The following is a 19,411-nucleotide window of genomic DNA, read 5'->3' as shown; positions in this document are numbered from 1 at the left end:
AGGAGGTACATACGCATGAAAGAAATGATTGCATATTGCGGACTGGATTGTGAGAAATGCGACGCATATATCGCGACAATTAATGACGACCAAGAGTTGAGAGAAAAAACTGCGAAGCTATGGGCTGAATTAAATAATGCGCCTATTTTTCCTGAACATATTAACTGTCAAGGCTGTCGTGTTGAGGGAATTAAAACTGTATTCTGCGATAGTATGTGTAGAATTCGCCAGTGTGCATTGAAAAAAGGTGTTGATACTTGTGGTGACTGTTCAGGTTTAGAAAATTGTCCCACTGTTAGGGCAATCCTAGAGGATAATCCGTCTGCTTTGAAAAATTTGAAAGAATAACTTCTCAATTTAAACAATTTTAGATACGTTATGAGGAGCTGTAGTTTAGAAATTCTTTATTTGACATCTTGAAGATGAGCTGGTATACTTCCTCTCCAGTAAAAACAGAGGAGTGATGCTGTATATGACTTTTTATCAGGAACTGCAATTAGACCAGGCCGGATCCAAAAAACTGATCCAAAATACAGAAGGTTTAAAAAATAAACTTCGGCATACGACGGTCTATCTGTTCAAAATTTTTCTTACGATCGTATTCTGTGTCGCTTTTGTTTCCGCATACAGCGGGATCTTCGGAAGTGAGAACAGCATTGTAGGTGTAGTGGTGCTTCTTTGCCTGATGGTGTTCCGATTTGCGGATTTCGGAGTCAAGACGGGTTCGGGACTGGCGATACTGTTTCTTCAATTTTTTATTCTGGCAGTTGGTCCCAGACTGGCAAATATAGTCCCGTCTGGAGCAGGAATGATCGTCCATGTGGTTTCCATTTCTTTGATCTTGCTGTTTGGCTGTCACCATGTGATGATGGCCAATCATTCCACATTGGTCTTGAGCTATCTGCTGCTGTACGGCTACGACGCGGAAGGAAAAGCTTATGTGCTTCGTCTGGCAGGACTGCTCTTGGGGGCAGTGCTTACTGAAATCGTATATTACAGAAAGCACAGAAAGCAGACCTATAAAAGAACCTTTTTCAGCATTGTAAAGGAACTGCGTCCTACCTCTCTTCGCACAAGATGGCAGCTTTCGATGGCCTTAGGTATTGCTTCTGCTATCTGTATCGTAGAGTGCCTGGGACTTCCCAGAGGTATGTGGGCAGGGATTGCTGTCATGTCGGTAATGGTTCCTTTTGAGAAAGACGTGAAAGAACGAATAAAAGGCAGGATTCCGGGAAACCTGGTCGGGGGACTGTTGTTCAGCCTTTTATTTCTACTACTTCCGAAAGGCTTTCTCCCCTACCTGGGAATGTTGGGAGGGATCGGAGTAGGCTTTTCCGCTACTTACGGCTGGCAGTCTGTGTTTAATTCTCTGGGCGCCATGTCTGTGGCGGCAGGGATTCTGGGATTTCCAGGAGCAGTATTTTTTAGGATTTTCCACAATATTTTCGGAGCAGTATATGGTCACCTGTTTTATAGGGCCTGGAATCGGCTGACGGACAGTCTCCGCACAGAATAAGTAAATTTTCTGCCTGTAAACCAGGAGGATATAATGAAACGAGAATTAGGAATTGCTCGCTGTGGGCTTGCCTGTTGCTTTTGTTCTGAAAATATGACATGTGATGGCTGTGATTCAGGTGCATGTCCAGACAAAGACTGGTGTGAAAACAGGCAATGCTCTATTTCTAAAAAAATAGAACATTGTTATGAGTGCAATGAAAAATGTAGAAAGGGATTACTTAGTAAAATAAAACCATATGCTTTTACTGAATTTGCCAGAAGATATGGTAAAGAGTTTCTTTTAAACTGTCTTGAAAGAAGCGAAAAAAATGGTATTATGTATCACCGGGATGAGATAAATGGTGATTATGACGACTTTGATGATGTAGAGACGTTGATAGAATATATAAAAACCGGATACAGACCCATATCCTAACATAAAACGTAAACAGGATAGAGGTATAAAAAGGAGGAAGACAGAAATGCTTACAATCCGTAATGAGGAACCTAGGGATTATGAAATTGTTGAAAGGATGACACGAAATTCTTTCTATAATTTATATATACCCGGATGCATGGAACACTATCTTGTTCACATAATGCGAGAGCATAAAGATTTTATTCCTGAACTGGACTTTGTTTTGGAACTTGATAATAAGGTCGTGGGATATATCATGTACACGAGGGCGACATTGACAGATGAAAAAGGAAATATGAAACATATCTTAACATTCGGACCGCTTTGTATAGATGCGGATTATCAGCGCAAAGGCTATGGAAAGCTGCTGATGCAGCACTCATTTGAAAAAGCTGTATCGATGGGATATGATACGGTAGTTATTTTTGGGATGCCATGTAACTATGTATCCAGTGGATTTGTAAGTTGTAAAAAATATAATATCTGTGTAGAAGGGGAGAAGTTTCCGGCAGCTATGCTAGTAAAAGAGCTAAAAGAAGGTGTGCTGGATGGCCGGAGGTGGTACTATCATGATAGTCCGGTGATGGATGTTTCTCTTGAAGACGCGCTTGCCTATGACGATACCCTACCTCAGAAAGAACGTAAATATACCCATGCACAAGAAGCATTTTATATTATGAGTCATTCTTTTTTAGAGTAATACAATGTATGTCTGAAAGGTTATAAGGAGAGGGCAGTAAGTTTTGTAACTAACCATTTTGCGGATTCTGCCGTCTATACAGAGAAAGTCCAAGAAGAAATCTCTATATAAAATGAAAAAATTCCCTTGAAACATTAAAAATGAATTTGCAAATAATAATCAGGAAGCCAATTTCATTTTTGAAGGGAGTTGTTGGTGGTGAAGATACAAAAAGAACATTTGGCGATTGCGTCGGTTCCTGTCCAGAGCTGGGGTGAACTCTATAATCAGGATGACGCACTGAAGACCGGCACCATTTTCAAAGAACTGGATTTGCCATTTTTCGCTGCAGAACAGATCCGTGCTTCTCTGACTTCTAGCGAGATGCGTTAAAAAGCCCCGAAGAGCAAAAATGTAATGAAAGACTGTTGGAAATACAAAAAGTCAGCTTTGTGATGGATGACCTGCGACTATACCTGGACACACATCCGGATGATCTGGATGCCCTGGCAATGCTAAAGCGTGTGCATCCTCGATACCTTTTACAGCAAAGTAATTTCAGGCCTAAGGAGATGCAATTACGGACTTGACAGAAAATCTGGTTCAGAGGTTTGGTGAAGCAAACCGGGAAGATTGTAGTAAAATCCAAAACGCGGAAGGCTCACAGATTCAGCATTTTGGGAAAGGCACTATCAATCAGAACAATTGCAGGACATAGGTATGCGCCGCCGGATTTTACAGACCGTTCTATTTTATAGAACGACGTGGAGAAAATAGAAAAAGCCAAGAACTCACAGCTTGCAAGAGAGATTAAAATTGCCCGTAGAACTTGACAGGGAACAGCAGATACAGCTTGTACGGGAATATGTGAAACAAAAACTAATCGCCGCACTGTTCAAGTTTCACTTTGTCCGATAAGCTAAAAACTGAATACCAGCCGCCACCGGCGGCCAGCGAAAGCAATAAGTCTGAAAAAGATTTGATGCTTTTTTATTGTCCATTTGGCAAAATCACAAAATCACCCTTAGCAGGTAGGTGAAGTCAGATAAAGCAGCCTGACCTTATCGCTCTATGTTCGGAAAAACCGGTCAGGGGCAACCTACTGTAATTACAAAGCAAGTTTCTGCCACGGTGCCGAAATCCGCAATTCTGCGGTTTTGCCCCTCACGGGAAACTTGTTGGGGAGTACCTTCTCCAAACTCTGCTTTGCGGCTCGCTCCCTACGGTATCAGCCGGTCGGAATTCCTCCGGCAGGCGATACGGCGGTCGATCATACGTCCTGTTATCCATGTATCGGCGGTCAATGACGAACGGCCAACCGTTTCCCAGTTTCAGATTTGACATCGTATGAGTTTGGAATTAGAAAAAAGCGGCTCTTATATCCGAGGTGTGACCAGTGGGGCGGTCTTGCCATCGCTCAAAGAACTTTTCAATATCATAGCGTATTTCAACACGACACCGGTGGAATTTTTCGCTCCATGAGAAGATGATGATTCCATCTATCATAAGTTCTGTAAATAGTTGCGAACTTTAAGTGATGAGAATTTGGATAAAGCTTGAACGCTACTCGGGTTTTATCGTTCTTGATAAAACCACTATGTTGGTGAAAAAAAGCTATTCAAAAATCAAGAGTAAGCTACAAGTGAACCATACCTGTTCAGTGAAAGAGGTTTTATTTTATAGATAGTCCTTTTATAACTGATAAGGGTATAGTATAATAACAAAGAAGATGTAGGAGGAGAACGATATGAATTTGGTGCTAAGTGACAGAAATTTAGATTCATTCTGTCAGCAGCATCCAACCATACAATTTATTGATTTATCGAGATTAAAGATAGCAAACTGTGTTGGTTGTTTTGGCTGCTGGACAAAAACTCCCGGAAAATGCGTCATACGCGATGATGCAGTAAAAGTTTATCCCCTAATCGCAGCCAGCGATCGAATACTGTATGTAAGCAAGCTTAAATATGGTGGTTATGATACGATAATGAAAACCATGCTTGAACGAAGCATTCCGGTACAGCAGGCGTTTATTCGTTTATTACACGGAGAAACACACCATGTTCAACGCAATGTCGTACCCAAAGCGGCAGTCATAATCGGCTATGGAGATATTTCTCCCGAAGAACAAGATATTTTTCGCGCACTTGTAGAACGGAATGCAAAAAATATGAGTTTTGAAAGTTATCGCATTATATTTGTTACAGGAAATGAAGTCGAGGCAGCAGTAAGCAAAGAGGTGACAGCATGGGAAAAGTGATGATTATAAATGCCAGCCCGCGGGCTCCCAAGTCAAATTCCAAACAGTATGCGCAGCTTTTTTCGGAGTATTGCCGCTTGGATACGGAATACTGTGAAGTCAAGAAGTCCAATCACTTGACACTTTGCCAGATGATTGAAAATTACTCAGACATTGTATTTGTGTTTCCACTTTATGCCGACAGCATTCCTGTGACATTCCTTAATTTCTTAAAAGCTTTGGAGGAAAATGTTCCTCTCAAAAAGCCCACTATCTCTGTTGTTATTAACTGCGGCTTTATTGAGCCATACCAAAATGACATTGCGGTTAAGATGTTGCAGTTGTTTGCAAAAAAAAATGGTTATCCTTTTGGTTCCGTACTCAAAATTGGGAGCGGCGAGGCAATTTTGACAACACCTTTTCGTATTTTTTTGAAAGCGAGAATGAAAAAATTTGCCATCTCCATAGAAAAACAGAAATACAATAATTTTCAAGTGACGATGCCGATTTCTAAAAAAATGTTTATCAAAGCATCAACTGCCTACTGGACAAATTATGGAAAAAAGAATGGCATATCAAAAGAACAAATGGAAATTATGGAAATTGAATAATAGCTTGTAAATTTATTTGGAGTATTCCTTGAATGCCAGAACAATAAATAGTTACTGTTTGAAAATCTTATCACGCATTATAGAAAAGTATGCAGGAAATCAGAAACGTTTTCCTGCTTTTCTTTTGCCCAAAATGAGGCGGTAAACCACCACCCCATCCAATCAACCACAGCAAGGAGGACGCCATTATGCCCTGTCTCCGCCACGATATAAAAATCGTCCAGCGCAGTAACCGCCAGTCAGCCGTCGCCGCCGCAGCTTACCAGAGCGGCGAACGGCTGTTTTCCGAGTACGCCAGAAGCAGAAATACTATTCTGCTTGCTCGCAGGATTGTGCTGGCATACCGAGGGAAATTCCCTCGAAACAGCACGCCGACCTGATCCGGGACAATTGCCGGGAGTTGTTGTTTCCAAAGGCATGATTTGGAAAGGAAAGAATAGCAAGGTGTATCGGATCAGTCTTGATACACCTTGGTGTTTTTTATTCAGGAGAGAATCTTTCAACGATAGTTAAGTTTGGTTTTCGCACAAACAGTGTAAAAGCGCAGTCATTTTTACAATAGTGAAATAACTGTTCTGTAAAGAAGTGGAGAAGTTTGATATGAAACAGGCGTTGGATTTATGGTTTATTAACCCTAGAGATCAAGAGTTTCAGGAGCCATCTTTCCATGAGAAAGATTTAAATAATTTGGAAGTGCTTTCCGATAGGAGGCTTTTCAGAGAAGAAATAAATCAGTATTTTGACGATGTGAAAAAGAAAATTTTTATTTATCTGTCACAGCTTAAAGAGGAATTACTTCTGGAGTTTCCACATGGATGCGAATATTGCAGATTTACCTTGATTCTGGCGCAGTTTCGACATTTACACACTCATATGGGAATGATTATGGGATTTATCATTGATGATGAGAATTTATGGCCAAGCGTGCTGGGACTGGAGATGCCATTTCCAGAAGAAGGATATAGTAAATACATGTGATCCCACCTGATTTTTTAATTGGTCAGACAGTCCCGGATCTGGGGAAAGGCAGAAAAAATTAGTATAAAGTGTTCCCGGTGGGAAATCTTATATAGAAAAGACCACAGGAGGAACGTGATGGAATCAATTTGGAGCCAAACATGTGAGTTGACAAAAAGACCTGCCCTGTCAAAGGACATCGAAGTTGATGTCGCTGTTATAGGCGGAGGCATGGCAGGAATTTTGACAGCATGGCAGTTAGAACGGGCTGGAGTGCGAACTGTAGTGTTGGAGGCAGATAAGATAGGAGGGGGCCAGACAAAGAACACAACAGCAAAGATCACATCCCAGCATGGGATGTTCTGTCATACATTTCTTGCAAAAAAGGGAGAAGAGACCGCCAGAAAATATGTACAGTCGAACCAGCAGGCGGTGGAGGAATACAAAAGAATCATACAGGAAACAAAAATAGACTGTAATTTTGAGGAAACAGACGCTTTTGTTTATTCTAAAGATGAGGGGAAGCTGATGCAGGAAGCAGAAGCGGCAAAGAGGCTTGGGATCGATGTGTCTTTGGAGCGCCATCTGGAGATTCCTGTGGATTGTACAGGAGCGGTTCGTTTCTTCGGTCAGGCTCAGTTTCATCCGTTGAAATTTATATGCGAGTTGGCAAATGGACTTCAGATTTATGAAGATACGGTAGTGACAGAAGTAGAGGATCATCTGATCAGAACATCTGGCGGGAATGTGCTGGCAGCCCAGATTGTGTTTGCGGTACATTATCCGTTTTTAAAGTTCCCGGGAATGTATTTTGCGAGAATGCATCAGGAACGCTCCTATGTGCTGGCACTGGAAGGGGCAGGAAAAATCCACGGTATGTATATTGGAGACGGGGAGGAAAAGTTCTCCTTTCGGCAATATGGGGATTGGCTTCTGCTTGGCGGCGAGGGACACCGGACCGGGGAGAACCGGGAAGGCGGATGCTACATGAGACTGAAAGAAACGGCGGCAAAGCTGTATCCGGGGAGCCATGTGGCGGCAGCCTGGTCTGCACAGGACTGTATTACATCAGACGGCATCCCGTTTATTGGAATCTATACATCCGATAGACCGAACTGGTATGTGGCGACCGGATTTCAGAAATGGGGGATGAGTTCCTCCATGGTTTCAGCTTTGATTTTGAAAGATTTGATTTGCAACAGGGAAAATCCGTTTGCAGATGTGTTTTCTCCGTCACGGTTTTCAGCGGAGGAGATTCCACATATCGTAAAAGATGGAAAAAAGGCGGTTGCGGGACTGACGAGACGGTTTTTTCAGATTCCGGATGAGACTATTTCTTCTCTGGAAAGAGGGCAGGGTGCCGTTGTCACAACATCCGAGGGAAAAGTGGGCGTGTATAAAACAGAGGAAGGAGAAATCAGGCAGGTTGATATTATCTGTCCTCATATGGGATGTCAGTTGTCCTGGAATCCGGATGAACAATCCTGGGACTGTCCTTGCCACGGTTCCCGCTTTGATGTTGAAGGAAATCTTCTGGATGATCCAGCGCAGGAAGGAATACAATGCAGTGGCATACAGGAGTAAGAGTCAGAAGGAGTACAGAAACGTACTCCTTTTTTGTTATTGGCTTTAGCCAGTTGAGTGTGACAGAGTTTTTCGTGTTCCGAAAAATGGAGTCACACGAAACAAAAAACCACCTGCTATGCGGGTGGTGTAGTAAGTGCTTATAGCACAATCACCTTTCCTTGCTATAATAGAGGTGTCCAAGCCACTATGAAAGAGAAAGGAAAGGTGATTTAAATGGCCAATAAGACCAATGATATGGCACATACCAAGTGGATGTGCAAATACCACATCGTCTTCACACCCAAGTATAGACGAAAAGCAATTTATAATCAATATAAAGTTAGTATACGAGATATATTAAAACAATTATGTGCTTATAAGGGTGTGGAGATTATAGAAGGACACTTAATGCCAGACCATGTCCACATGCTGGTAAGCATACCGCCCAAATATAGTGTAGCTTAGTTTACAAAGGGCGAAAGGTTGCGTTGTATAGCGGCGCTTATGCGCCGTCATATCTTCCAAACGATGTTGATACTTTCGCTTGTGGCGTAAATTGCGGAAATCATCAAATCCACCACCCGCCGCTTATCGTCAAAGTCCACTTCTTCCCATGTGTCCAGATAGCCGGAAATTTCTTTGACCTGTTCCGGGCTGATGGTATCCACACTCAACTCCGCTATCTTTTTGACAAGCTCCTGCTTGCGTCCGTCCAGTTCTTCAATCTTGCTGTTCACATAGGAGAGCAGAACGGGATTTGCCCCGGTCAGCGTGTCAATGAGCGTTTCAATTTCATGCTGGACTTGTGCGAGTTCTATTTGCAGGGCGGTCAGCTTTGGATTGGACTTTATGGCGTTTTTCCGCCCCTTGATGGTCTGGAACGGTTTTAGCTTTTTTACCATAGCGGCATAGATAACGGCTTCCGTATCGGGAATACGGAGCGTCCCCGCACCTTCACAGCTTTTGTTATCGGAACGCTTGCTGCAACGGAAGTACCACCGCCCATAACTGCCCTCGGCCTTTAACGCTTTCTGGCATCTGCCGCATTTGATTTTCCCGGCAAGCCAAGTATTGACCGCTTTTCTTCCCGCCTGATAGCTAGCGTTGGCTAAAATCTTCTTTCGGCATTTTAGCCACAGTTCAGAAGAAACCAAGCCCTCACTGGGAGCCATAACCAGCGTATGCCCTTGCAGATTGTGTTTGGTGTCGCCTTTCATTCCCCGGCCACGATAGAAGTAGCACCCATTTGTGCCCGTAAAGTCAGCGGCGTCATTGATAATGACCGTCCCCTGACTTTTGAAAAACTCATAAATATCAAGGTCAGTCTTGACATAAATGGGATTGCACAAAAGGCTTGCGAGTGCCGGACGGGAAAAATCCTTAATACCATGCTCCGCAAAATGCCGGACAATATCGCCGTAGGAAGTTCCCGGCTCGGCGTACATCTCAAACATCAGTTTGACCTGTTCCGCTTCTTCTGGATTTGCCACTAACTTCTTTGTATTGATACCATCTATCTTGATTGGCTCCGTGTGAAACCCATAGGGAGCCTTGCCGCCCATGCGGAAACCCTTTAGGCTTCGGGAGTAGTAGGCATCGGCCACCTGCTTCTGTATCGTTTCCCGTTCAAGCTGGGCGAACACGATACAGATGTTCAGCATAGCCCGCCCCATTGGAGTAGAGGTATCAAACTTTTCCGTAGAGGACACAAACTCCACATTGTACTGCTGGAACAGTTCCATCATATTGGCAAAATCCAGAATGGAACGGCTGATACGGTCAAGTTTGTAAACAATGACCTTTGCAATCAAGCCCCGCTTAATGTCCCGCACCAGTTCTTGAAACTTCGGGCGGTCTGTGTTTTTGCCGCTGTACCCTTTGTCTGTGTATTCCTTGCAGTTCCCGCCTTTCAATTCGTATTTGCAAAACTCAATCTGGCTTTCAATGGAAATGCTGTCCTTTTTGTCTACCGATTGCCTTGCATAGATTGCGTCTATTCTGTTATTCATTTTGTCGCTCCTTTTCTTAAAAAAGAAACGGAGCTGCTGACACTTATATTATACTGCCAGCAGCCCCGCAAATCAACGATGGCTTCGGAAAACCTTACGCCCTGGCTTCCTCATTCTGCCGTCTGTCGGCGTACTTGCGGAACACCTCATAAAGCTGTTGTTCCAGTTCCCGGCGTTTGGCCGCTTCCTGCTCCGGCGTGAACACCGGGGAGAGGTTTTCCAGCGTGATTTCTTTCCCTTGAAAAGTTACGACCTCGGTTTCTTTTTTGTATCTGATACTTATAAAATCACCTTTCCTTTCCATAGTGCCGACCCCGTTTCAATTCCGCCAGCACCTCCGGCGAAATACGGTCAACCAGCCTTTGCATATTTTCCAATTCGCTTTCCAGCTTTGCCCGTTCCATGCGGTCTTTGATTTTGCCGCTTTCGCTGGCTCTGGCTCGTGCTTCCAATTTTTCATTTTCTGCTAATAGGTCTTTTATCGTAACTTTGTACTTTTTCAGTTGCCCGGAGAAGTTCTCCATCTGCGGAAACCACTTTTTCAGCAGGGCGAGGGCTTCCTCTTTCTTCTTCCCGGCGTTCAGCGGGTTAATGCCGTCAAGGGCGGCTTCAATGGCTCTGGCCTGTCTGGAGAGGGAAACCGCCTGTTTGAAAAGCCGGGTAGGGATATGCTTCCGGCCTGTCTTGCTGGCACTCTCCCCACGTTCCAAATCCGGGTATTTCTCCACCATATAGGCGTGAAAATCGTCCTGCCACTTCGTCAAGTTCGCCCGGTTGCCGATAATCTCTTTCGCACACAAGCGGTTGTCCTTTGTCAGCGGCAAAAAGGTCAAATGCAGGTGCGGCGTTTTCTCGTCCATGTGTACCACCGCCGACACGATATTCTCACGCCCTACCCGTCCGATGAGGAAGTCCGCCGCCCGCTGGAAAAACGCCTGTATCTCCTTTGGGGATTTCCCCTTGAAAAACTCCGGGCTGGCAGTTATCAGCGTATCGACAAACCGGGTGCTGTCTTTCCTTGTCCGACACCCCGCCTGTTCGATACGGTTTTGAATGAAGTGGTAGTATCTGCCCTTCGGCTTGACGATATGGAAGTTGTATTTACTCCGACTGGTGTTAATGTCGGGATTGCTGGCGTATTGTTCTTTCTGTCTTTCGTGATGGGCTTCCAGCGGCCTTGCCGGGTTGCCCTTGTGCTTCTCAAAACGCAAAATTGCGTGTTGTGCCATTCTGCTCCTTTCCCCGTTCCATTCCTTTCCGGCGGGTTTTCCACAGGGAAAATCCCGCCGAAATTATCTCTGATAGGATTGGAATGGAATGGATATAAATAAAATATTTTTAATCTTTGTATTTCTATATACCGTCCGGTTTCCGTACTTCAAGAGGCTTGATTATCGTACTTGTCGGGTACGGTTTTCAGCCCTCCGGCGTTCCAAAACCGGATTTCTTGAAGTCGGTGCTTGAAACCGCTTCATAGGATTTTGGGTAAATACAGTTGGGTTTTCCACAGCCCTGTTTCTTAATGTCAATCAACTCCGCATACTGTAACTCCCGCAGGGTGCTGATGGCTTTCTGCCGTCCACAGTGGAGCAAGTCCACCACCTCACAGATGGGATAGTATAGGTAAATGCGCCCGTACTCGTCCGCCCACCCGTTTTTCCGGGACAACTCCGCCCGCCGCAGGATAAAGGCGTACAATAGCTTTGCTTCATTGGACAAGGGCTGGAATGTAGGTGCTTCAAAGAGAAAATTCGGGAGCCGGGTAAAGCTGAACGCCTTTTCCGGCTGATGAATATAAATCGTGCTTGTCATAGTGTATTTTGTGGACGGTTAGAAGCCTTTTTTCCGGGGGAGATGATACTTGATACCACCCGCCCCGGTTTGGGGCTTGCGAAGCCTTGTAAATCAAGGCTTTTTTCCTGCCTAACTGTCCACAGCAGACCTCCTTTTCCGTTCACTTTCTGTTTTCTGCCGCCTGTGAACTCTGGCGGCGCAGTCGGGGCAGTATTTTCCCCGGTTGGATTTAGGGATAAACACGCCGCCGCAGACCGCACAGCGTTTCAAGTCCTTATCCCGGAAAATCTCCGCTTCCAGCGTCCCGGCAAGCGGCAAGACCGCCCACCGAAACCATTTACAGCAGACCGAGAAAGAAATCATCTGCGGACAGGTGCAGGTGTCCCCATCGTCAAGGACAATGCAGTTGCCGTCCTCACAGTTACAGCACTCCCGCCGTATCAGGGCATTGGCCTGTTTCCTCTGCGCTGGTGTCATGCGGTAGGGCGTGCCGTCCGGCCTGCACTCTAACGGCGGCAGACGTTTATATGGATTTTCTATCATGCGTCCCTCCATTTCTTCTCCGTTGCCGTTCTCCCCGAAAAGGCTTCCTGCCCCATTCCTGCGGCGTGTTCCAGCGTTGGCACGCTCCCCGCAGCTTCGGGTCATTGTGGCCCGAAGCCACCTCTGGACACTTTGTCCAGAAGTCGGCTCTCTGCGTGCTTCCCCCGCCGGATATTCCTTTTCGGACGGTCATTCTGTTTTCAAGGTGCTGTCCATCGATGAACTGATTTAAGTGTAGACCTTTTTGACCGCCTGTGCCGTATATCCGAAAGGTAGGAAATCAGCCCGAAAAACTCTCTATTTCCACGCTCTCGGAATTGTGGTAAAATGAAAGAAACTGTAAGCCGACAAGGAGGGTGAGCCATGAAAATGCCAACAGAAAAAATTGATATGGCTATGTTTGCCCCTTGCGGTATGAACTGTTTGGTTTGCTATAAACATTGTTATCATAAAAAGCCGTGTGCCGGTTGCTTAAACAGCGATATAGGAAAGCCGGAGCACTGCCGTAAATGCAAGATAAAAGATTGTATCAAGGGCAAAGGGCTGTCCTATTGTTTTGAGTGTACCGACTACCCTTGCAAGCTGATAAAAAACCTTGAAAAAAGCTACAACAAAAGGTATCAGGCGAGCCTCATGGAGAATAGTGAGTTTGTTCGCCAGCACGGTTTGGAAAGGTTCATGGAACAGCAGGAAGGAAAATATACTTGTTCAAAATGTGGGGGTATCATTTCTATCCATGACAGAGAGTGTAGCGAGTGTCAAGAAAGCATGAAATAAGTATAAGGGGGTGTGCGAATTGGCGTTGACAATACAGGAACGCTTAAAAGACCTGCGTGTAGAGTACGGCTTGACATTGGAGCAGCTTGCAGAGCAGACGCACCTCTCCAAGTCAGCTTTGGGCAGTTATGAAGCGGATGATTTTAAGGACATCAGCCACTATGCACTTATCAAGCTGGCGAAGTTTTATGGCGTGACCTCTGATTATCTGCTGGGATTGACCGAAACAAAAAATCACCCAAACGCTGATCTTTCAGACCTGCGTTTGAGTGATGATATGATTGAACTGTTGAAAAGCGGACGGGTGGATAATTCCCTGTTGTGTGAATTAGCGGCACACCCAGATTTTCCCCGGCTCATGGCCGAACTTGAAATCTATGTGAGCGGCATAGCGACAAAGCAAGTGCAGGGCGCAAACGCTATTGTAGACGCTATGAGCGCAACCATTATGAAACGGCACAATCCCGGTTTGACCGACCCGCAGTTAAGGCAGTTAATCACCGCCCATATTGACGAGGACAGCTTTTGCCGCTATGTGATACAGCAGGACATAAACAAGATAGCCCTTGACCTGCGGGAAGCCCACAAAGATGATTTTTTCAGCGTCCCGGAGAATAACCCGCTGAAAGATTTTTTACAGGCCGCAGACGAAGCCGCCAGTGAGGACGGCGACCCGGAACAAGCGTCTTTGGCGTTTATCTGTAAACGGCTTAAATTGAATTTGAAGAAGCTGTCAGAGGACGAAAAGAAGTGGCTGAAAAAGATTGCGGAGAAATCGGACTTGCTGAAAAATCCAAATCCACAGCGGGGGAGAAAGTGAAAGAACGACAAATTGGAATTTGGAGAGGAAACTAACTATGAAAGATAAGAATATTCTAATCAGTGTAGGAATTATTATTTATATCGTTATGTCCGGAGTTGATAGATTTGTTTATCATATACCCAATATTATTTATATTCCAACGGCAATTATTGGAATTGCTTTGATTTTGATTGGCTTTTTCAAGAATAAATCCAAATGACAAAATCCCAGTTTTTATAGGGCGATAAAATTCAAAATTACGGAGGTGCTCTGCGTGGAAATCAAAAAAATAATAGATGATTTGCAAATCAGTAATGCAATTAACCTAATTTGGGAAACATTTTTACAGTTTGAAGCCCCAGAGTATTCTGTTGAAGGGATACAGTCGTTTAGAGATTTTATAGAAGATAAAGAGATTATTCAAACAGTAGAATTTTGGGGAGCGTATGACAACAAGGAATTAAAAGGTGTTATTGCCACAAACGATAACCGAAAACATATTTGTTGCTTTTTTGTTAAAGCGCAGTATCATAGGCAAGGAATAGGCAAAAAACTTTGGGAATATCTTTGCAAAAATAGTCATAGTAAAACCATCACTGTTAATTCTTCTCCGTATGCTGTCCCTTTTTACCACAAATTGGGTTTTATAGATACAGATATAGAACAACAATCTGATGGTATAAAATACACACCTATGAGATTTGAGAGATAAATCCCGGCTTATCGAGGAAATAGCAAAGCCAGCCGAGCCAGTCAACGGTCAAGATAAACGGCGCATTTCATGTGCCGCCGTTGACAGTCCCGCCCGTCTTTGCTAGAGTATAATCAAGGCGGGAAAGCCCTAAAATGGCTTCCCGCCCATTTCAATTTTGGGAAAAGAAACGCTCCAAAATCAGAAAAAGAGCGGCCAAGAACTTTGAGGGATTGGCCGCCTTGTCCATCCATTCAGCAGAACGGCGGACGGCAGTCAAGGCCGGGTGTAAACCCGTTCATTTCGGCCTTGACGGTTGCCCGCTGTCCTGCTATTTTTCTGGGAATGTGGCCACACTTCGGGACACTTTGTCCACAAGTCGGGGCGTAGGACGAGGGGCGGGGGCTTTCATATACGCCCTGTCTGCTGATGAAACCAGTCCTGCGCTTGCGGCTTCACGCCACACAATCACAGCCCTGTTTTCCTGCCGTTTCAAATGCCCTTGCCTTCCCCGGCGGCAACGGCATTTTCATAGCAACGCCGACAGAGCGTATAACACACTACACTTTGCAAGCAAAGTCGTGTGCCAAGGGGCAAGCCCCTTTGGAAACCCCGGACAACAAAACAGGCGGTATACTGCCCTCTCTGGGAGCATACCGCCGTTTGTTGTCAGCAGCCCGTTTCACGGTCTGTTTTCGCCCTTTGTAAAGTTTGGCGTTTCTCAGTTTATGGGATATCTGAAAGGGAAAAGTGCACTAATGATATTCGATAAACACGCAAATCTAAAATATAAATATGGAAACCGACATTTCTGGGCAGAAGGATACTATGTAAGTACAGTAGGAATAAATGAGGCAACCATAAAGAAATATATACAAGAACAGGAAAAACACGATATCATGGTGGATAAATTAAGTGTAAAAGAATATGAGGACCCCTTTAAGGGGTAGCCGGTAGTACGAACGCCCTTTGAAGGGCAGCGACGAGTCAAGGGCAATAGTGGCTTGAACAAAGTGAAAGCCAGCGTCTTTAGGCGCTGGCCGGTAACAGAGGCTTATAGCCTCAGAGCAAACCACCCGTTAGACAGGTGGTGCTGATTGGCGACGAGCTAGACCAGGCTTTCCAGAAACCTTGGCGACTGCCCGCAATCCTGGGATGTGCTTTTTGACACTTCCGGTAATTCGTTGAGCAGGTGGCAGGAACACGGAAAAAGATAGCAAAAATCCGATACCAGTGCTACAATATAAGTATTGAAGCGAGCAGAAGTCGGAAAAGGAGGAAAAGCTATGATATATCTGGACTGGTTTACCTTTCCGGACGAAGAGGTGGAATTTGATTTTTTTATGAGGCAGAAGCGTACCTGCTATGATTCTTTTTATCCGTTTCAGATTCTTTCCAGACACCATTTCCGACGCATAGATTTTGCCCCGGTCACCATTTTGTACGGAGGCAATGGGACGGGAAAGACGACTGCCATCAATGTGATTGCGGAAAAACTCGGGCTTGATCGGGACAGTGCGTTTAATAGATCCAATTTCTTCTGGGATTATCTGGAACGGTGTGACTTTGAAGCGCGCGTCCCGCTCCCAGGTGAGAGCCGGATTATCACAAGCGACGATGTGTTTGATTATATGCTGAATATTCGCAGTATGAATGAGGGAATCGACCGGAAGAAGGAGAGTCTTTTTGAGGAATATCTGGATGCAAAGTATTCACATTTTCAGATGAGGTCATTGGATGACTATGAGAAATTAAAGAAAGTAAATAAAGCCAGAAGCAAAACCCAGTCCCGGTTTGTGCGGTCTGAGCTGATGGATACGATCCGGGAGTACTCAAACGGAGAAAGTGCGTTTTTGTATTTTTCGGAAAAGATTACAGAGCAGGCATTATTTTTGCTGGATGAGCCGGAAAACAGTCTGTCTCCTGTCAGACAGCAGGAGTTGGTGCGTTTTATTGAGGATTCCGTCAGATTTTACGGATGCCAGTTTGTGATTTCTACCCACTCGCCTTTTGTGTTATCCATGAAAGGGGCGAAGATTTACGATCTGGATGAAGATCCTGTGGATGTGAAGCATTGGACGGAGCTGGAAAATATCAAAGCATATTATAAATTTTTTAAAAAGCATGAACACGAGTTTTCATTTTGATAACGAAGGAGGAAGAAGATGGAATACGTAGTATTGGGAAGAACCGGATTACAGGTCAACAAAAATGGTTTTGGAGCACTGCCGATTCAGAGAATCTCCAAAGAGGAGGCAGGAAAGCTTGTGAAAAAAGCATTTGAGAACGGAATCAATTATTTTGATACCGCAAGAGCCTATTCGGACAGTGAAGAGAAGATGGGAGCGGCTCTTGCGGACGTACGAGATCAGGTCATCATCAGTACAAAGACAGCAGCGCAGGATGCGAAGGAATTCTGGAAAGATTTGGAGGAAAGTCTTACAAAGCTTCAGACAGACTACATTGATCTGTACCAGTTCCACAATCCGGCCTTTTGTCCGAAGCCGGGAGATGGGACGGGGTTATATGAGGCGGCTCTGGAAGCAAAAGAGCAGGGAAAAATCCGTCATATCGGTATTACAAATCACAGAATTGCAGTGGCAAAAGAAGCGGTTTTATCCGGTCTTTATGAGACATTACAGTTCCCGTTTTCTTATCTGGCATCGGAAGAGGAAAAGGAGCTTGTGAAACTTTGTAAAGAGACTAATACCGGATTTATTGCGATGAAAGGGCTGGCAGGTGGGCTTATTCATAATTCAGCCCTGGCATATGCGTTTATGTGTCAGCCTGAATATTCCCATGTGGAGCCGATCTGGGGCGTACAAAGAGAGTGGGAACTGGATGAATTCCTATCTTATCAGGATAAGTCCCCAAAGCTTACAGAGGAATTAAAGACAGAAATGCAAAAAGACAAAGACCAGCTTGCAGGAGAATTCTGCCGGGGCTGTGGATACTGTATGCCTTGTCCGGCAGGAATTGAGATTAACAACTGTGCCAGAATGAGTCTGATGCTCAGAAGAGCTCCACAAGAAGCATGGCTATCTGAGGAATGGCAGGAGAAGATGAAGAAGATTGAAGACTGCTTGCATTGCGGAAACTGTATGAAGAAATGTCCGTATGGTTTGAATACACCGGAGCTTTTGAAACGTAACTACGAAGATTACCAGACCTTTCTTTAACAGACAGGCGGAAACTATATGGACTACAAAATAAGATAGCGTAATCACATAGGGCAGGAATCACACGGGAATTCCTGCCCTGAATTTATGGTTTAATAGGTGAGATCCTCGCATACGGATTTCAGATTCAGGAAATTGGTGAGATAATCTTTTGTTCCTGTCTTTGCGTCCGTACCGGACATATTGAAGCCGCCGAATGGGTGCTGAAGTACGACCGCTCCGGTGGACTTTCTGTTAAAGTAAAGGTTTCCAACATGGAATTCTGCTTTTGCCTTTTGAATGTGAGTCCGGTCTTCTGTATAGACAGATCCGGTCAGCCCGTATTCCGTGCTGTTTGCAATTTCCAGAGCCTCATCAAAAGAATTGGCACGGATGACTGCAAGAACCGGTCCGAAGATTTCTTCTTTGGCGATGACTGCATCCTTTGTGATATCGCGTACAACAGTCGGCTCAATATAGAAGCCTTTGGAATCGTCATAGTTTCCGCCAAAGGCAATCATGCCTTCCTTGCGGGCCGTCTCAATGTATCCGGAGATTCGGTTAAAAGCACTCTGGTTGATGACCGGACCCATCGGAAAATCGTCTCGTCCACTGCCCTGATGTTCTTTGAGCACTTTAGCACAGGCAATGATCTCCTCCACAAACACATCGTACACATCACTTAATACCACAGCTCTGGAGCAGGCAGAGCATTTTTGCCCCTGGAAGGAGAATGCAGAATTGGCGATTCCGGCGGCGGCCCGTTTCAGATCAGCGGAGGAATCCACGATAATTGCGTTTTTTCCGCCCATCTCGGCAACGACCCGTTTGATCCAGATCTGTCCTTCCGATACTTGGGCAGCTTTCTGATTGATGCGAAGCCCGACTTCTTTAGAGCCGGTAAAGTTTACAAACCGGGTCAGCGGATGCTGTACGATATAATCCCCGATCACAGAGCCGGAACCCGGAATAAAATTGATAACTCCCGCAGGGAATCCGGCCTTTTCGCAAAGTTCTATGAATTTGTAAGCGACAATCGGAGTGTCGGAAGATGGTTTACAGACGATGGTGTTCCCGGTGATAACCGCAGAAACTACCATGCCAGCCAGTAAGGAGAGAGGAAAGTTCCACGGTGGAACAGCAACTCCCACACCGATCGGAATGTAGATACATTTACAGGATTCCTCGGTATACACAAGTTCCAAACCTTGGTCCAGCTCACGCATATGCATGATGTAGGAATTGAAGAAATCCAGCGCTTCACAGAGTTCACCGTCTGCCTCGCCCCAGTTCTTTCCACTTTCTTCAATACTCCATGCATCGAGTAGATAGCGGTATTTCTTCATCAGGTCTACCAGCCTGCGTACACAGCAGATTCGTTCCTCGACAGGAGTTTTACTCCATGTCTGGAAAGCGTCGTGAGCGGTCCGGATGGCTTTGTCTGCCAGTAACTGATCGCAGGAGCTGACCCGGCCGAGCACTTCTTTGGTGGACGGGGCATTGGAGACGATTTTTTTGTCGGTCATAATCCGTTCTCCGCCGATAATCAGTGGATAATCCTGTCCCTTTTCCTGGTCTACCTCTTTGAATGCCATTAACATTGCTTCTTTGTGCTCTGGAATTGAAAAATTTAATTCTGGTGAATTTTGAAATCCTTTTAGCATGTGTAT

22 protein-coding genes and 5 pseudogenes are annotated in these 19,411 nt (G+C 45.0%); 21 read left to right on the top strand and 6 right to left on the bottom strand.

Translation table 11 applies throughout. The annotated features are described in order from the left end of the window. Window positions 1-15: 15 nt before the first annotated feature. The 14 genes and pseudogenes from AOA56_RS04550 to tnpA (AOA56_RS04505) form a co-directional block, all read left to right on the top strand. Window positions 16-348 carry a DUF3795 domain-containing protein gene (locus tag AOA56_RS04550; protein ID WP_053769045.1) on the top strand — a complete coding sequence of 111 codons (333 nt, stop codon included), beginning with the start codon at window positions 16-18 and terminating at the stop codon, window positions 346-348. Between the two features lie 124 nt (window positions 349-472). Beyond that, window positions 473-1,516, top strand: a complete 1,044-nt coding sequence (locus tag AOA56_RS04545; RefSeq protein ID WP_053769044.1) for an FUSC family protein — start codon at window positions 473-475, stop codon at window positions 1,514-1,516. A 33-nt stretch (window positions 1,517-1,549) separates the two neighbouring features. Continuing rightward, window positions 1,550-1,933, top strand: coding sequence for a DUF3795 domain-containing protein (locus tag AOA56_RS04540; protein ID WP_024732460.1), 384 nt, complete (start codon window positions 1,550-1,552; stop codon window positions 1,931-1,933). A gap of 46 nt (window positions 1,934-1,979) precedes the next feature. After that, window positions 1,980-2,615, top strand: coding sequence for a GNAT family N-acetyltransferase (locus AOA56_RS04535; RefSeq protein WP_053769043.1), 636 nt, complete (start codon window positions 1,980-1,982; stop codon window positions 2,613-2,615). A gap of 195 nt (window positions 2,616-2,810) precedes the next feature. After that, entirely contained in the window at window positions 2,811-2,987 is a 177-nt protein-coding gene (locus tag AOA56_RS15515) for a spore coat associated protein CotJA (RefSeq protein ID WP_330376393.1), read from the top strand. A 35-nt stretch (window positions 2,988-3,022) separates the two neighbouring features. Further along, complete coding sequence (locus AOA56_RS16790; protein WP_205694924.1) at window positions 3,023-3,184, top strand: spore coat protein CotJB; 162 nt, start codon at window positions 3,023-3,025, stop codon at window positions 3,182-3,184. 132 nt (window positions 3,185-3,316) lie between these two features. Next, window positions 3,317-3,479 (top strand): annotated as a pseudogene (locus AOA56_RS16295) (MobA/MobL family protein); the annotation flags it as partial. Window positions 3,480-3,803: 324 nt separating this feature from the next. Beyond that, window positions 3,804-3,905, top strand: a pseudogene (locus AOA56_RS16785) (plasmid mobilization protein); the annotation flags it as partial. Window positions 3,906-4,341: 436 nt separating this feature from the next. Further along, entirely contained in the window at window positions 4,342-4,854 is a 513-nt protein-coding gene (locus tag AOA56_RS04530) for a flavodoxin family protein (protein ID WP_024732462.1), read from the top strand. Then, window positions 4,842-5,444 (top strand): hypothetical protein, encoded by a 603-nt coding sequence (locus AOA56_RS04525; protein ID WP_024732463.1) that lies wholly within the window; start codon window positions 4,842-4,844, stop codon window positions 5,442-5,444. The genes AOA56_RS04530 and AOA56_RS04525 overlap by 13 nt, the downstream gene beginning before the upstream one ends. Window positions 5,445-5,632: 188 nt before the next feature. Beyond that, a pseudogene (locus AOA56_RS04520) lies at window positions 5,633-5,867 on the top strand (MobQ family relaxase); the annotation flags it as partial. Window positions 5,868-6,044: 177 nt separating this feature from the next. Beyond that, entirely contained in the window at window positions 6,045-6,422 is a 378-nt protein-coding gene (locus AOA56_RS04515) for a hypothetical protein (RefSeq protein WP_053769041.1), read from the top strand. A gap of 117 nt (window positions 6,423-6,539) precedes the next feature. Further along, window positions 6,540-7,985 carry an FAD-dependent oxidoreductase gene (locus AOA56_RS04510; RefSeq protein WP_053769040.1) on the top strand — a complete coding sequence of 482 codons (1,446 nt, stop codon included), beginning with the start codon at window positions 6,540-6,542 and terminating at the stop codon, window positions 7,983-7,985. A gap of 216 nt (window positions 7,986-8,201) precedes the next feature. Then, a pseudogene (tnpA, locus tag AOA56_RS04505) lies at window positions 8,202-8,429 on the top strand (IS200/IS605 family transposase); the annotation flags it as partial. Between the two features lie 50 nt (window positions 8,430-8,479). On the opposite strand, the gene AOA56_RS04500 reads toward tnpA (AOA56_RS04505), so the two are convergent. The 5 genes from AOA56_RS04500 to AOA56_RS04480 all read right to left on the bottom strand — a co-directional run bounded on the left by AOA56_RS04500 (window position 8,480) and on the right by AOA56_RS04480 (window position 12,313). Continuing rightward, the gene (locus tag AOA56_RS04500; protein ID WP_053769039.1) at window positions 8,480-9,976 is read right to left on the bottom strand and encodes a recombinase family protein; all 1,497 of its coding nucleotides are present in this window, start codon (window positions 9,974-9,976) and stop codon (window positions 8,480-8,482) included. 94 nt (window positions 9,977-10,070) lie between these two features. Then, a complete protein-coding gene (locus AOA56_RS04495) occupies window positions 10,071-10,280 on the bottom strand; it encodes a hypothetical protein (RefSeq protein WP_053769038.1) in 210 nt (69 codons plus the stop codon). Beyond that, the gene (gene mobV / locus AOA56_RS04490; RefSeq protein WP_053769037.1) at window positions 10,264-11,205 is read right to left on the bottom strand and encodes a MobV family relaxase; all 942 of its coding nucleotides are present in this window, start codon (window positions 11,203-11,205) and stop codon (window positions 10,264-10,266) included. Before mobV ends, AOA56_RS04495 begins: the two co-directional genes overlap by 17 nt. A 187-nt stretch (window positions 11,206-11,392) precedes the next feature. Further along, window positions 11,393-11,788, bottom strand: coding sequence for a replication initiator protein A (locus AOA56_RS04485; protein WP_053769036.1), 396 nt, complete (start codon window positions 11,786-11,788; stop codon window positions 11,393-11,395). A 111-nt stretch (window positions 11,789-11,899) separates the two neighbouring features. Further along, complete coding sequence (locus tag AOA56_RS04480) at window positions 11,900-12,313, bottom strand: cysteine-rich VLP domain-containing protein (RefSeq protein ID WP_053769101.1); 414 nt, start codon at window positions 12,311-12,313, stop codon at window positions 11,900-11,902. A gap of 363 nt (window positions 12,314-12,676) precedes the next feature. Here AOA56_RS04480 and AOA56_RS04475 point away from each other — a divergent pair, with 363 nt between their 5' ends. The 7 genes and pseudogenes from AOA56_RS04475 to AOA56_RS04450 all read left to right on the top strand — a co-directional run bounded on the left by AOA56_RS04475 (window position 12,677) and on the right by AOA56_RS04450 (window position 17,762). After that, complete coding sequence (locus tag AOA56_RS04475) at window positions 12,677-13,090, top strand: DUF3795 domain-containing protein (RefSeq protein WP_053769035.1); 414 nt, start codon at window positions 12,677-12,679, stop codon at window positions 13,088-13,090. 19 nt (window positions 13,091-13,109) lie between these two features. Continuing rightward, a complete protein-coding gene (locus tag AOA56_RS04470) occupies window positions 13,110-13,910 on the top strand; it encodes a helix-turn-helix domain-containing protein (protein WP_053769034.1) in 801 nt (266 codons plus the stop codon). Window positions 13,911-13,947: 37 nt separating this feature from the next. Then, window positions 13,948-14,112 carry a hypothetical protein gene (locus AOA56_RS16105; RefSeq protein WP_167337745.1) on the top strand — a complete coding sequence of 55 codons (165 nt, stop codon included), beginning with the start codon at window positions 13,948-13,950 and terminating at the stop codon, window positions 14,110-14,112. Between the two features lie 54 nt (window positions 14,113-14,166). After that, window positions 14,167-14,604 (top strand): GNAT family N-acetyltransferase, encoded by a 438-nt coding sequence (locus AOA56_RS04465; protein ID WP_053769033.1) that lies wholly within the window; start codon window positions 14,167-14,169, stop codon window positions 14,602-14,604. 662 nt (window positions 14,605-15,266) lie between these two features. After that, window positions 15,267-15,533, top strand: a pseudogene (tnpA, locus tag AOA56_RS16780) (IS200/IS605 family transposase); the annotation flags it as partial. A gap of 336 nt (window positions 15,534-15,869) precedes the next feature. Beyond that, a complete protein-coding gene (locus AOA56_RS04455) occupies window positions 15,870-16,730 on the top strand; it encodes an AAA family ATPase (RefSeq protein ID WP_024732467.1) in 861 nt (286 codons plus the stop codon). Window positions 16,731-16,748: 18 nt separating this feature from the next. Continuing rightward, complete coding sequence (locus tag AOA56_RS04450; RefSeq protein WP_024732468.1) at window positions 16,749-17,762, top strand: aldo/keto reductase; 1,014 nt, start codon at window positions 16,749-16,751, stop codon at window positions 17,760-17,762. Window positions 17,763-17,854: 92 nt separating this feature from the next. Here AOA56_RS04450 and AOA56_RS04445 read toward each other — a convergent pair whose 3' ends face one another. Continuing rightward, window positions 17,855-19,405, bottom strand: a complete 1,551-nt coding sequence (locus AOA56_RS04445) for an L-glutamate gamma-semialdehyde dehydrogenase (protein ID WP_024732469.1) — start codon at window positions 19,403-19,405, stop codon at window positions 17,855-17,857. Between the last annotated feature and the right edge of the window lie 6 nt (window positions 19,406-19,411).

The organism is Sellimonas intestinalis (genome assembly GCF_001280875.1).
GTDB classification, from domain to species: Bacteria; Bacillota; Clostridia; order Lachnospirales; family Lachnospiraceae; genus Sellimonas; species Sellimonas intestinalis.
Note: the sequence above shows the minus strand (reverse complement) of the source record. Positions and strands in the feature narration are given on the sequence as shown.